Annotated in this window: 14 protein-coding genes; 9 read left to right on the top strand and 5 right to left on the bottom strand. The window is 63.8% G+C overall.

Annotated features, from left to right (window positions below; all coding sequences use genetic code 11):
• A partial coding sequence (locus DM373_RS18705) for a hypothetical protein (RefSeq protein ID WP_110995054.1) occupies nucleotides 1-638 on the bottom strand: 638 nt, incomplete at its 3' end.
• A gap of 380 nt (nucleotides 639-1,018) precedes the next feature.
• Here DM373_RS18705 and coxB point away from each other — a divergent pair.
• From coxB to DM373_RS18730, 4 genes are read left to right on the top strand one after another with little or no spacing between them, the layout of a single operon-like run.
• Nucleotides 1,019-2,146: a cytochrome c oxidase subunit II gene (coxB, locus tag DM373_RS18715; protein ID WP_110995000.1), complete on the top strand. Its 1,128-nt coding sequence runs from the start codon at nucleotides 1,019-1,021 to the stop codon at nucleotides 2,144-2,146.
• Nucleotides 2,147-2,189: 43 nt separating this feature from the next.
• Nucleotides 2,190-3,779, top strand: coding sequence for a cytochrome c oxidase subunit I (gene ctaD / locus DM373_RS18720; RefSeq protein ID WP_110995001.1), 1,590 nt, complete (start codon nucleotides 2,190-2,192; stop codon nucleotides 3,777-3,779).
• Nucleotides 3,780-3,789: 10 nt separating this feature from the next.
• Nucleotides 3,790-4,347 carry a cytochrome c oxidase assembly protein gene (locus tag DM373_RS18725; protein WP_110995002.1) on the top strand — a complete coding sequence of 186 codons (558 nt, stop codon included), beginning with the start codon at nucleotides 3,790-3,792 and terminating at the stop codon, nucleotides 4,345-4,347.
• A 16-nt stretch (nucleotides 4,348-4,363) separates the two neighbouring features.
• Nucleotides 4,364-5,251 carry a cytochrome c oxidase subunit 3 gene (locus DM373_RS18730; RefSeq protein ID WP_110995003.1) on the top strand — a complete coding sequence of 296 codons (888 nt, stop codon included), beginning with the start codon at nucleotides 4,364-4,366 and terminating at the stop codon, nucleotides 5,249-5,251.
• A gap of 79 nt (nucleotides 5,252-5,330) precedes the next feature.
• Here DM373_RS18730 and DM373_RS18735 read toward each other — a convergent pair whose 3' ends face one another.
• On the bottom strand, nucleotides 5,331-5,534 hold the full coding sequence (locus DM373_RS18735) for a twin transmembrane helix small protein (protein WP_110995004.1): 204 nt from the start codon (nucleotides 5,532-5,534) through the stop codon (nucleotides 5,331-5,333).
• 63 nt (nucleotides 5,535-5,597) lie between these two features.
• Here DM373_RS18735 and DM373_RS18740 point away from each other — a divergent pair, with 63 nt between their 5' ends.
• The 5 genes from DM373_RS18740 to DM373_RS18760 are packed head-to-tail and all read left to right on the top strand — an operon-like array spanning nucleotide 5,598 to nucleotide 9,481.
• Complete coding sequence (locus tag DM373_RS18740) at nucleotides 5,598-6,341, top strand: SURF1 family protein (RefSeq protein WP_110995005.1); 744 nt, start codon at nucleotides 5,598-5,600, stop codon at nucleotides 6,339-6,341.
• Nucleotides 6,307-6,885 carry a hypothetical protein gene (locus DM373_RS18745; protein WP_110995055.1) on the top strand — a complete coding sequence of 193 codons (579 nt, stop codon included), beginning with the start codon at nucleotides 6,307-6,309 and terminating at the stop codon, nucleotides 6,883-6,885. The genes DM373_RS18740 and DM373_RS18745 overlap by 35 nt, the downstream gene beginning before the upstream one ends.
• Nucleotides 6,886-6,894: 9 nt before the next feature.
• Nucleotides 6,895-7,968: a COX15/CtaA family protein gene (locus DM373_RS18750; RefSeq protein ID WP_110995006.1), complete on the top strand. Its 1,074-nt coding sequence runs from the start codon at nucleotides 6,895-6,897 to the stop codon at nucleotides 7,966-7,968.
• Nucleotides 7,953-8,852 (top strand): heme o synthase, encoded by a 900-nt coding sequence (cyoE, locus tag DM373_RS18755; protein ID WP_110995007.1) that lies wholly within the window; start codon nucleotides 7,953-7,955, stop codon nucleotides 8,850-8,852. The genes DM373_RS18750 and cyoE overlap by 16 nt, the downstream gene beginning before the upstream one ends.
• On the top strand, nucleotides 8,849-9,481 hold the full coding sequence (locus DM373_RS18760) for an SCO family protein (RefSeq protein WP_110995008.1): 633 nt from the start codon (nucleotides 8,849-8,851) through the stop codon (nucleotides 9,479-9,481). Before cyoE ends, DM373_RS18760 begins: the two co-directional genes overlap by 4 nt.
• A gap of 78 nt (nucleotides 9,482-9,559) precedes the next feature.
• Here the strand turns inward: DM373_RS18760 and DM373_RS18765 are convergent, their stop codons facing one another.
• The 3 genes from DM373_RS18765 to DM373_RS18775 all read right to left on the bottom strand — a co-directional run bounded on the left by DM373_RS18765 (nucleotide 9,560) and on the right by DM373_RS18775 (nucleotide 12,073).
• Nucleotides 9,560-10,330 (bottom strand): MetQ/NlpA family ABC transporter substrate-binding protein, encoded by a 771-nt coding sequence (locus DM373_RS18765; RefSeq protein WP_110995009.1) that lies wholly within the window; start codon nucleotides 10,328-10,330, stop codon nucleotides 9,560-9,562.
• Nucleotides 10,331-10,394: 64 nt separating this feature from the next.
• Nucleotides 10,395-11,066 carry a methionine ABC transporter permease gene (locus DM373_RS18770; protein WP_110995010.1) on the bottom strand — a complete coding sequence of 224 codons (672 nt, stop codon included), beginning with the start codon at nucleotides 11,064-11,066 and terminating at the stop codon, nucleotides 10,395-10,397.
• Nucleotides 11,066-12,073 (bottom strand): methionine ABC transporter ATP-binding protein, encoded by a 1,008-nt coding sequence (locus DM373_RS18775; protein WP_110995011.1) that lies wholly within the window; start codon nucleotides 12,071-12,073, stop codon nucleotides 11,066-11,068. Before DM373_RS18775 ends, DM373_RS18770 begins: the two co-directional genes overlap by 1 nt.
• Nucleotides 12,074-12,234: the final 161 nt, after the last annotated feature.

Consider the following 12,234-nt stretch of genomic DNA (forward strand, 5'->3'; position numbering starts at 1 on the left):
GCCGACTGGCCCAGCTCCACGCCCAGCTGGCGAGACAAGCAAGGCCAGCGCTTCCACGCCTCCCCGGTCTCAGGGCTCGACAGCTTGTCGCGATAGCGCTCCACCGATTCCACGGCAAAGCTCTCATCGTCGAGCATTTCATCCACCGAGTGGTGCACCACCTCATCCAGCTGATTGGCAAAGGTCTCGCCGATCAGTTGATGGGCGATCACGTTGGCCACCGTGGTATCCACCGGAATCAGCGGCTGCTGGAAATGGCGGATGTACAGGTCGTTGACCTCCTCCACCAGACGATGCGCCAGGTAGGCCTCGTCCAGCAGGCAGTCGAGGCCGACATGCCCGGCCATCACGCTGGGTGGCTGCAGGAAGTAGGCTTCGGCGATTTTCAGCACCGGTTTGATCTGCGACTCGATGCCGGCCTCGCGGGCCACGCTGTGCGCGGCCTCGAGCAACTCCGGCACTTCGTTGATATAGGCGCCGACGAAGCGCGCCAGGGTACCCTGGGCATCCTGCTCGGGTAGTTGGATCGAAGGATGCAAGTGCGGCAATTGCTGCTCGAGACGGGTTTTCAGCTGGCCTGTGCGGCTCTCATGTTGATGGGCATTTTCAATCTGCTCGCGTACAGCAGCGATGTTCATGACAACTCCAGGGACAAGGCGTTACAAACGGAAGACACTAAGTTAGCTCGCTTACGAGATTGGCTAAGACGCATTTGTTATATCACTGAGACACGTGTAGGAAATTGGCTATATCAATATGCCATCATTGTGCCCCAGCCCAGCATCCATGCGGCTTTCAGCGCAAACGTTTGGTTTGGTGAAAGTCATTTGATGGTGTTCATTGCGCGCCATTGGTCGCTGTCTATACTCCCGATGAAACGTGATTCGTTGATGAGGCCCGACTGCCTTTAGCAGGGGGCTCGGTCGTCGAAGTCAGCAGTCTTGACCGCCGTACCCTTCTTTGTCGTAGCAGGTCGTCCACGCCTCCGGGACTACAAGAACGATAAGGGGAACCCGCAATGATGCGACATCCACATGTCTGGATGGGCCTCCTGCTGTGGTCGGTGTTTGGTCAGGCACAGGCTGCATGGACCGTGAACATGGCGCCCGGGGCGACGGAAGTCTCCCACGCCGTCTTCGACCTGCACATGACCATCTTCTGGATCTGCGTGATCATCGGCATCGTGGTGTTCGGCGCGATGTTCTGGTCGATGGTCATCCACCGCCGCTCCACCGGCCAGCAGCCTGCGCATTTCCACGAGCACACCTGGGTGGAAATCCTCTGGACGGTCGTTCCCTTCCTGATCCTGGTGGCCATGGCCATCCCGGCCACCAAGACCTTGATCGACATCTACGACGCCACCGACTCGGACATCGATATCCAGGTCACCGGCTACCAGTGGAAGTGGCACTACAAGTACCTGGGCCAGGACGTCGAGTTCTTCAGCAACCTGGCCACCCCCGCCGACCAGATCCACAACAAGGCGCCCAAGGACGAGCACTACCTGCTCGAAGTCGATCAGCCGCTGGTGCTGCCGGTGGGCGCCAAGGTGCGCTTCCTGGTGACGGCCGCCGATGTCATCCACTCCTGGTGGGTGCCGGCCTTCGCGGTCAAGCGCGACGCCATCCCCGGCTTCGTCAACGAGGCCTGGACGCGTATCGAGAAGCCCGGCATCTACCGCGGCCAGTGCACCGAGCTGTGCGGCAAGGACCACGGCTTCATGCCGGTGGTGGTCGAGGTGAAATCCAAGGCCGACTACGACACCTGGCTCGGTGAGCGCAAGGCCGAGGCGGCCAAGCTCAAGGAGCTGACCAGCAAGGAATGGACCCTCGAAGAACTGGTGGCGCGCGGCGACAAGATCTACCACACCACCTGCGTGGCCTGTCACCAGGCCGAGGGCCAGGGCCTGCCGCCGATGTTCCCGGCGCTCAAAGGCTCGAAGATCGCCACCGGGCCGAAGGAAGGCCATCTGAGCATCGTCTTCCACGGCAAGCCCGGCACCGCCATGGCGGCGTTCGGCAAGCAACTCTCGGAAGTCGATATCGCCGCCGTGGTCACCTACGAGCGCAACGCCTGGGGCAACAACAAGGGCGACATGGTCACGCCGAAGGATGTGCTGGCGCTCAAGCAGGCCGAAGCGCAATGAGCCGGGCTACCCGCGGCAATCAGTGGATTGCAGGAGACAGGACATGAGTGCAGTGATCGACGACCACGCCCACGGCCATGACCACGCGCACGGCCCGGCCAAGGGCCTGATGCGCTGGGTGCTGACCACCAACCACAAGGACATCGGCACGATGTACCTGTGGTTCGCCTTCACCATGTTCCTGCTCGGCGGCTCGTTCGCCATGGTGATCCGTGCCGAGCTGTTCCAGCCGGGCCTGCAGATCGTCGAGCCGGCCTTCTTCAACCAGATGACCACCATGCACGGGCTGATCATGGTGTTCGGCGCGGTGATGCCGGCCTTCGTAGGCCTGGCCAACTGGATGATCCCGCTGATGATCGGCGCGCCCGACATGGCCCTGCCGCGGATGAACAACTTCAGCTTCTGGCTGCTGCCGGCGGCCTTCCTGCTGCTGGTCTCGACCCTGTTCAGCCCCGGCGGCGGGCCGAATTTCGGCTGGACCTTCTACGCCCCGCTTTCAACCACCTACGCCCCGGCCAGCGTGACCTTCTTCATCTTCGCCATCCACCTGATGGGCATCAGCTCGATCATGGGCGCGATCAACGTGATCGCCACCATCCTCAACCTGCGTGCCCCGGGCATGACCCTGATGAAGATGCCGCTGTTCGTCTGGACCTGGCTGATCACCGCGTTCCTGCTGATCGCGGTGATGCCGGTGCTGGCCGGCGTGGTGACCATGATGCTGATGGACATCCACTTCGGCACCAGCTTCTTCAGCGCTGCCGGCGGCGGCGACCCGGTGCTGTTCCAGCACGTGTTCTGGTTCTTCGGCCACCCCGAGGTGTACATCATGATCCTGCCGGCGTTCGGCGCGGTCAGCTCGATCATCCCGGCGTTCTCGCGCAAGCCGCTGTTCGGCTACACCTCGATGGTCTACGCCACCGGGGCGATCGCCTTTCTGTCGTTCATCGTCTGGGCCCACCACATGTTCGTGGTCGGCATCCCGGTGGTGGGCGAGCTGTTCTTCATGTACGCGACCATGCTGATCGCCGTGCCCACCGGGGTGAAGGTGTTCAACTGGGTCAGCACCATGTGGGAAGGCTCGCTGACCTTCGAGACGCCGATGCTGTTCGCCATCGCCTTCGTCATCCTGTTCACCATCGGCGGGTTCTCCGGGCTGATGCTGGCCATCGCACCGGCGGACTTCCAGTACCACGACACCTACTTCGTGGTGGCGCACTTCCACTACGTGCTGGTGCCCGGGGCGATCTTCGGGATCTTCGCCTCGGCCTATTACTGGCTGCCGAAGTGGACCGGGCACATGTACGACGAGACCTTGGGCAAGTTGCACTTCTGGCTGTCGTTCATCGGCATGAACATGGCCTTCTTCCCCATGCATTTCGTCGGCCTGGCCGGCATGCCCCGGCGGATCCCCGACTACAACCTGCAGTTCGCCGACTTCAACATGGTCTCGTCGATCGGCGCGTTCATGTTCGGCGCCACGCAGATCTTCTTCCTGTTCATCGTCATCAAGTGCATCCGTGGCGGCGCGCCGGCGCCGGCCAAGCCGTGGGACGGTGCCGAGGGGCTGGAGTGGTCGATACCGTCGCCGGCGCCCTACCACACCTTCCAGACTCCGCCGGAAGTGAAGTAGGAGCGCGCCCATGGACGGCCTGTCGCTGCGCCGCCTGGTCACCCGCCTGGTCATGCTGACCGTGGTGATGTTCGCCTTCGGCTTTGCCCTGGTGCCGATCTATGACGTGATGTGCAAGGCCTTCGGCATCAACGGCAAGACCGGCGGGCAGTACGAGGGCAGTCAGGTCAGCGACCCGACGCGTTCGGTGCGGGTGCAGTTCATGTCGACCAACGCGGGCGACATGAGCTGGGAGTTCCACTCCAGCGCCGACCAGATCGAGGTCAACCCGGGTGCGGTGAACCAGATGATCTTCATTGCCCGCAACCCGACCAAGCACCCGATGAGCGCCCAGGCCATCCCCAGCATCACCCCGGCCGAGGCGGCGGCGTATTTCCACAAGACCGAATGCTTCTGCTTCACCCAGCAGGTGCTGCAGCCTGGCGAGCGCATCGAGATGCCGGTGCGCTTCATCGTCGACCGCGACCTGCCGGATTCGGTGAAACACCTGACCCTGGCCTACACCTTGTTCGACATCACCGCTCGCCACCCCCCGGTCGCCCAAGCCGCGACCGAGGGCGCCCGTTGAGGGAAGGAGATACGTCATGGCAAGCCACGAGCATTACTACGTACCGGCGCAGAGCAAGTGGCCGATCATCGCCACGATCGGCATGTTCATCACGGTGTTCGGCCTGGGCACCTGGTTCAACGACCTGAAGGCCGGCCACCCGGAATCCCACGGGCCGCTGATCTTCTTCGTCGGTGCGCTGTTCCTGGCGTACATGCTGTTCGGCTGGTTCGGCGCGGTGGTCAAGGAGAGTCATGCCGGGTTGTACAGCGCGCAGATGGACCGCTCGTTCCGCTGGGGCATGAGCTGGTTCATCTTTTCCGAGGTGATGTTCTTCATGGCCTTCTTCGGCGCGCTGTTCTACGTGCGCGTGCTGGCCGGGCCGTGGCTGGGCGGCGAAGGGGCCAAGGGCGTGGCGCACATGCTCTGGCCCAGTTTCGAGTTCGCCTGGCCGCTGCTGCACACGCCAGACCCGAAACTGTTCCCGCCGCCTAAAGAGGTCATCGACCCGTGGCACCTGCCGCTGATCAACACCATCCTGCTGGTGAGCTCCAGCGTGACCATCACCATTGCCCACCATGCCTTGCGCAAGGGGCACCGTGGACCGCTGAAATTCTGGATGGCGCTGACCATTCTCCTGGGTATCAGCTTCATCACGTTGCAGGCCTACGAGTACCACGAGGCTTATACCAAGCTGGGGCTGACGCTGGGGTCGGGGATCTATGGCGCGACGTTCTTCATGCTGACCGGCTTCCACGGTGCGCACGTGACCTTGGGCACGATCATCCTGATCGTGATGTTCGTGCGCATTCTGCGCGGGCACTTCAACCCGGAGAAGCACTTCGGATTCGAGGCCGCCAGCTGGTACTGGCACTTCGTCGACGTGGTCTGGGTGGGGTTGTTCATCTTTGTTTACGTTCTATAGAACGAAGGCCCCGTGGGAGCGGGCTTGCCCCGCGATTGCAATCGCGGGGCAAGCCCGCTCCCACGGGTGAATGAAGTGTTCAGAACGGCGCGTGTGACACCAACTGCCCACTGATCAAGCCCCAGGCCACCAGCCCGATGGTCAGGGCCGCCAGGGTGACACGCAGGGTGAGGGCTTTGAGCAGCCGGGTCGACTGGTCGTCGTCCTTGACCAAAAACACCAGGCCACTGAACAGGCTGGCGACGGTGGCCAGCAGCATCAGGACTATCGCGGCCTTGAGCATGACGAGACTCCGGGGGGATGCGGTGATGAGTGCAAGTATAGCGTTCGACCTTGCGGGGCCACGGTGAAGCCGTTTCGCCCCGGCTGGATCCCGACCCTGGTGGTGCTTGCGCTGCTGCCGGGGCTGATCGCGCTTGGCTTCTGGCAGCTGGGCCGGGCCGACGACAAGCGCGCCCTGATGGACAGCTACGCCGAACGCCAGGTGGAGGCGCCACTGGCCGCCGCTCAGCTTGCCCAGTTGCCGGACCCTGCCTTCTACCGAGTGCACCTTTATGGCCGTTTCGACGCCCGCCACAGTCTGCTGCTGGACAACCAGATGCGCGACGGCCAGGCCGGCGTCGAACTGCTGCAGCCCTTCCACGACCAGGCCAGCGGCCAGTGGCTGCTGGTCAATCGCGGCTGGTTGCCCTGGCCCGATCGGCGTGTGCCGGTGCAGTTCGTCACACCCGATCAAGCCCTGGCACTGGATGCCTCGGTCTATGTGGCACCCGGCAAGACCTTCCAGTTGCACCCCGACCCCGCCGGCGGCCAGTGGCCGCATCTGCTGACCGCCGTCGACCCGGCCGGGCTCTGGCAACTGCTGGGGCGTGAAGGCTTCGCCCACGAACTGCGCCTGGAGCCTGGGCCGGCCAGCTACCGACTGGGTTGGCCGGTGGTCGCCATGGGCCCGGAAAAGCACCTGGGCTATGCCGTGCAGTGGTTTGCCCTGGCCACCACGCTGGTGCTGCTTTACCTGTATTTCGGCTGGCACAACCACAACAAGGAGAATCGCCATGGCCGCCGCCACGAGTCCACTGAACGTGCCTGAAGGGCGCAAGGCCCGCGGGCGCTTGCAGCTGCTGTTGATCCTGTTCGTCGTGCTGGGGCCGATGATCCTCGCCACCAGCATGTACAAACTGCAGTTCTGGGTGCCGGAGGGGCGCAGCTTCCATGGGGTGATGATCGGCAATGGCCAGAGCCGCGCCGACATTGGCATCGATGCCCAGGACGAGCGCTGGCAGCTGTTGGTCAGCACTCCGCAGGCCTGCGCCGAGGACTGCCGCCAGCTGGTGTACCTGGCTCGGCAGATCCAGGTGGGCCTGGGCCGTGACGCCAGCCGCGCCAGCCATGCCCTGGCCGCCGCGCAGGCGCTCGATGCGGATTACCAGGCTGTGCTCGGTCGTGAATATCCGCAGCTGCAACGCTACCCGCTGGATAGCCAGCGCTACCAGCAGCAGGTCGGCGAGCCCGGCCCGCAGCTGTGGATCGTCGACCCCCACGGCAACCTGGTGCTGCGCTACGACGCCAAGGTCAACGGCAAGAAAGTGCTGGACGACCTGCGCCACCTGCTCAAGCTGTCCAACATTGGCTAGGAGCCTGCCATGGCCAGACCAGGATTTCGCCTTGCCGTGTTCGCCACCCTGCTGGCGTTGTTGGTGGTGTTGCTCGGTGCCTACACCCGCCTGACCCACGCCGGCCTCGGTTGCCCCGACTGGCCGGGTTGTTACGGCTTCATCGGCGTGCCCAAGAGCGAGGCGCAGTTGGCCCACGCCGAACTGCACTTCCCCGAGCACCCGGTGGAAGAGGCCAAGGGCTGGGCCGAAATGACCCACCGCTACTTCGCCGGCAGCCTGGCGCTGGTGATCGCCCTGCTCGCCTTCCAGGCCGTGCGCCGGCATGCCCGCGATGGCCAGCCTTATCGTCTGCCGCTGCTGTTGCTGGCGGTGGTCCTGGCCCAGGCGGCCTTCGGCATGTGGACGGTGACGCTCAAGTTGTGGCCGCAGGTGGTCACCGCGCACCTGCTTGGCGGGTTCACCACCCTGAGCCTGCTTTTCCTGCTATCCCTGCGTCTATCCCGGGCCTTTGCGCCACTCCCTAAATTGCCTTTGAGCCTGCGCCGGATAGCCGCCCTGGCCTTGCTGGTGGTGATCGGCCAGATCGCCCTGGGGGGTTGGGTGAGTGCCAACTATGCGGCGGTGGCCTGTATCGACCTGCCCACCTGCCATGGCCAGTGGTGGCCGGCGGCGGACTTCAGCAACGGCTTCCACCTTACCCAGCATGTCGGCCCCAACTACCTGGGCGGGCAGCTGGACAGCGATGCGCGCACGGCGATCCATATCAGCCATCGCCTGGGCGCGTTGCTGGTGACGGCGGTGCTGCTGCTGCTCAGCTGGAAGCTCCAGCGCCATGGCCTGGGCGGCCTGGCGCGCCTGGTGTTGCTGGCCCTGGGGCTGCAATTGAGCCTGGGCATCAGCAACGTGCTGCTGCACCTGCCGCTGGCCGTGGCGGTGGCGCATAACGCCGGCGGCGCCCTGCTGCTGTTGAGCATGGTGCTGGTGAACTACCGCATCCGCGTGGCCGACAAGGTGCGCGTAGGCCAAGGTTGGCGCCTGACCCCGGTCACCGGCGTGGGCCTCACCCATCACATGAGGAACGATTCGTGGCGACGCTTCTGAGCGCTGAGCGACAGCGCGCCGGTTGGCGCGACTATCTGGAGCTGACCAAGCCCAAGGTGGTGGTGCTGATGCTGATCACCTCACTGGTGGGCATGTTCCTCGCCACCCGTGCCGGCGTGGCCTGGAGCGTGCTGCTGTTCGGCAACCTGGGCATCGCCCTGTGCGCGGGCGGCGCGGCGGTGGTCAACCATGTGCTGGACCGGCGCATCGATGCGCTGATGGCCCGCACCCATAAGCGCCCGTTGGCCCAGGGCCGGGTGGCGCCGCTGCCGGCGCTGTGCTTCGCCACGCTGCTGGCGATGTCGGGGATGGGGTTGCTGCTGGCCTTCACCAATGCACTGACTGCCTGGCTGACCCTGGCCTCGCTGCTGGGCTATGCGGTGCTCTACACCGGCTTTCTCAAGCGTGCCACGCCGCAGAACATCGTGATCGGCGGGCTGGCCGGCGCGGCCCCGCCGCTGCTGGGGTGGGTGGCGGTCAGCGGGCATGTGAGTGCCGAGCCGCTGTTGCTGGTGCTGATCATCTTCGCCTGGACCCCACCGCATTTCTGGGCCCTGGCCATTCACCGCAGGGGCGAGTACGAAAAAGCGGATATTCCGATGCTGCCGGTAACCCACGGCGAGCGTTACACCGCCTTGCATATCCTGCTGTACACCTTGATTTTACTGGCGGTGAGCCTGCTGCCTTACGCCATCCACATGAGCGGGCCGTTGTACCTGGCCTGCGCCCTGGGGCTGGGCCTGCGCTTCCTGCACTGGGCCTGGGTGTTGTACCGTGGCACCCGGCCGCACGCGGCGATCAATACGTTCAAGTACTCTATCGGCTACCTGTTCGCCCTGTTCATCGCCCTGCTCGTTGACCACTACTTGTTGCTGAACCTATGACTCGAACCCAGAAAACCGTATTCATCCTTGTTGCCCTGGTCGCGCTGATCATGGGCCTGACCGTCAACAAGGTGCTCAGTGACCGGGGGCAGTTGAACCCCACTGAACTGATCGATGCCGGCATCATCCTGCTGCCGCAAAGCCGCACCGTGCCGGATGTGTCGATGACCGACCAGAATGGCCAGCCCGTTGCGATGGATCAGCTCAAGGGCAAGTGGTCGCTGCTGTTCTTCGGCTACACCTACTGCCCGGACATCTGCCCGACCACCCTCGCCCAGCTGCGCCAGGTGAAGAGCGAACTGCCGAAAGAGGCGTGGGACCGCTTGCAGGTGGTACTGGTGAGCGTTGATCCGCACCGCGACACGCCGAACCAGCTCAAGCAGTACCTGGGCTATTTCGACAAGGATTTCGTCGGGGTGGCGGGGACTATCGAGGATACCCAGAAGCTGGCCAACGGCCTGAGCATTCCGTTCATTCCGGCCGATACCAGCAAGCCGGGCTACACCGTGGATCACAGCGGCAACCTGGCGGTCGTGGGGCCGGATGGGCGTCAGCGCGGGTTCATTCGTGCGCCGTTCAATAACCAGAAGCTGGTGGCGCAGTTGCCGGGGTTGGTCAAGCGGGATTGATCGAGGCTTGAAAACATCGCGGGGCAAGTCGCAGCGGCGCACCGCCGCGACTTGCCCCGCGATTGTTTCAGGCTTTGATCAGAACGCCGGCACCACAGCGCCTTTGTACTTCTCGGTGATGAACTGCTTCACCTCAGGCGAGTGCAGCGCCGCAGCCAGTTTCTTCATGGCGTCGGAGTCTTTGTTGTCCGGGCGGGCAACCAGGATGTTCACGTACGGCGAGTCGCTGCCTTCGATGGCCAGCGCGTCCTTCTCAGGGTTGAGCTTGGCTTCCAGCGCGTAGTTGGTGTTGATCAGGGCCGCATCGACCTGGGTCAGCACGCGCGGAATGGTGGCCGCTTCCAGCTCACGGAATTTCAGGCCCTTGTCGTTGCCGGTGATGTCTTTCACGGTCGACAGGATGTTCTTGTTGTCCTTGAGCTTGATCACGCCGGCCTTGTCCAGCAGCAGCAGGGCGCGGCCGCCGTTGGTGGCGTCGTTGGGGATGACCACGGTGGCGCCGGAGGCCAGCTCGTCGAGCTTCTTGACCTTGGCCGAGTACACGCCCAGCGGCTCGATGTGCACACCGGTGACGCTGACCAGGTCAGTCTTCTTGGCCTTGTTGAACTCATCCAGGTACGGCTGGTGTTGGAAGAAGTTGGCGTCCAGGCGCTTTTCGGCCACCTGCACGTTCGGCTGGATGTAATCGGTGAACTCCTTGACCTTCAGCTCCACGCCCTCTTTCGCCAGTTGCGGTTTGACGAAGTTGAGGATCTCGGCGTGCGGCACCGGGGTGGCGGCGACGGTCAGGGTTTCGGCGTGGGCCGAGAAGGCCGCGACGGCGGCGACAACAGCAAGCAGCTTCTTCATTGATCACTCCTTGTGAGGGCCGCGACGGCCCCCGAACGGGTCGGCCGGGCCGACCCCATTGGGGTTACTTACGGGAAAAATGCACGACCAGTTTGTCGCCGATCATCTGCAGGACTTGAACCAGGATGACCAGCAGCACCACGGTGACGATCATCACATCGGTCTGGAAACGCTGATAACCGAAGCGGATCGACAGGTCGCCCAGGCCACCGGCGCCAACCACACCGGCCATGGCCGTGTAGGACACCAGGGTGATGGCGGTGACGGTGGTGGCGGCGATGATGCCCGGCATGGCTTCAGGCAGCACCGCCTTGAAGATGATCTGGCGGGTGGTGGCGCCCATCGACTGGGTCGCTTCGATGATGCCGCGGTCCACTTCGCGCAGCGCGGTTTCCACCAGGCGTGCGAAGAATGGCGTGGTCCCCACCACCAGCGGCGGGATGGCCCCGGCGACGCCCAGCGAGGTGCCGGTGATCAGCACCGTGGCGGGGATCATCACGATCAGCAGGATGATGAACGGCAGCGAGCGCACGATGTTGACGATGGTCGCCATCACCGCATAGATCTGCTTGTGCTCGAACATCTGCCGTGGCCCGAACAGGAACAGCAGCACGCCCAGGGGCAGGCCCAGCAGCACGGTGAAGACCAGCGAAGTGAACAGCATGATCAGGGTGTCGCCGGTGGCCAGCCAGATTTCGGCCCAGTCGACGTTGGCGAAGAAATTCAGGGCGTCCATCAACGCAGTACCTCCATATGTACGTCAGCTGCAGTGAAGCGGGCGAATGCCGCGTCCATGTCCCCGCCGATCAGGGCAAGGGTCAGCTGGCCATAGGGGATGTCCTTGATGCGGTCGATGCGCCCGGCAAGGATGCTGTAGTCGACCCCGGTTTCGCGGGCCACGGTGCCCAGCAGCGGTGCATAGGTGGCATCGCCCTGGAAGGTCAGGCGCACGATGCGCCCCGGCACATGGGCGAAGTCGTCGCGCTGGTCGTTCTCGTCGACCTGCTCGTCTTCCTGGACAAAGCGCTTGGTGGTGGCGTGCTGTGGGTGCAGGAACACCTCGGCCACCGGGCCGTGCTCGACGATCTGCCCGGCATCCATCACCGCCACGCGGTCGCAGACCCGGCGGATCACGTCCATCTCGTGGGTGATCAGCACGATGGTCAGCTTCAGTTCGCGGTTGATCTCGGCCAGCAGTTGCAGCACCGAGGCGGTGGTTTGCGGGTCGAGGGCACTGGTGGCCTCGTCGCACAGCAGGATCTTGGGGTTGGTGGACAGGGCGCGGGCAATGCCGACGCGCTGCTTTTGCCCGCCCGACAGCTGTGCCGGGTACTTCTTGGCGTGCTCGGAAAGGCCGACGCGGGCCAGTAGCTCGCTCACGCGCTTGTCGATCGCGGCACGGGGCAGCTCGCCCGCCAGTACCAGCGGCAGGGCGACGTTGTCGGCAACGGTCTTGGAGGCCAGCAGGTTGAAGTGCTGGAAGATCATCCCGACCTGCTGGCGGAAGCGGCGCAGCTGGTTGGCATCGAAGGCGGTGACGTCTTCACCGTCGACGATGATCTTGCCGCCGCTCGGGGCCTCGAGGCGGTTGATCAGGCGCAGCATGGTGCTCTTGCCGGCGCCGGAGTGGCCGATCAGGCCGAACACCTGGCCATCTTCGATGGTCAGGCTGGTCGGGTTCAGGGCCGGGATATCCCTACCGGCGACGCGGTAGGTCTTATGGACGTTTTGAAACTCGATCACTGAGCGAACCTTGTGGGGCGCATGGAATTTGGGTCAGCGGTTAGCTGGGGTCGCGCATTTTAGCCTTTTCCCATAGGCGTTCTTAGCATTTATTTGTGATCTGTCCAATCCGTTGGGCATAACGCGACAACCGGCAATCCTGATTGAACGCTCGCCAAGGC

The organism is Pseudomonas sichuanensis (assembly GCF_003231305.1).
Lineage (GTDB): Bacteria > Pseudomonadota > Gammaproteobacteria > Pseudomonadales > Pseudomonadaceae > Aquipseudomonas > Aquipseudomonas sichuanensis.

Excerpts from the sequence above, each read along its gene's own strand:
- coxB (WP_110995000.1), top strand. The coding sequence starts at position 1,019 with ATGATGCGACATCCACATGTCTGGATGGGCCTCCTGCTGTGGTCGGTG.
- ctaD (WP_110995001.1), top strand. The coding sequence starts at position 2,190 with ATGAGTGCAGTGATCGACGACCACGCCCACGGCCATGACCACGCGCAC.
- DM373_RS18725 (WP_110995002.1), top strand. The coding sequence starts at position 3,790 with ATGGACGGCCTGTCGCTGCGCCGCCTGGTCACCCGCCTGGTCATGCTG.
- DM373_RS18730 (WP_110995003.1), top strand. The coding sequence starts at position 4,364 with ATGGCAAGCCACGAGCATTACTACGTACCGGCGCAGAGCAAGTGGCCG.
- DM373_RS18735 (WP_110995004.1), bottom strand. The coding sequence starts at position 5,534 with ATGCTCAAGGCCGCGATAGTCCTGATGCTGCTGGCCACCGTCGCCAGC.
- DM373_RS18745 (WP_110995055.1), top strand. The coding sequence starts at position 6,307 with ATGGCCGCCGCCACGAGTCCACTGAACGTGCCTGAAGGGCGCAAGGCC.
- DM373_RS18750 (WP_110995006.1), top strand. The coding sequence starts at position 6,895 with ATGGCCAGACCAGGATTTCGCCTTGCCGTGTTCGCCACCCTGCTGGCG.
- DM373_RS18760 (WP_110995008.1), top strand. The coding sequence starts at position 8,849 with ATGACTCGAACCCAGAAAACCGTATTCATCCTTGTTGCCCTGGTCGCG.
- DM373_RS18765 (WP_110995009.1), bottom strand. The coding sequence starts at position 10,330 with ATGAAGAAGCTGCTTGCTGTTGTCGCCGCCGTCGCGGCCTTCTCGGCC.
- DM373_RS18770 (WP_110995010.1), bottom strand. The coding sequence starts at position 11,066 with ATGGACGCCCTGAATTTCTTCGCCAACGTCGACTGGGCCGAAATCTGG.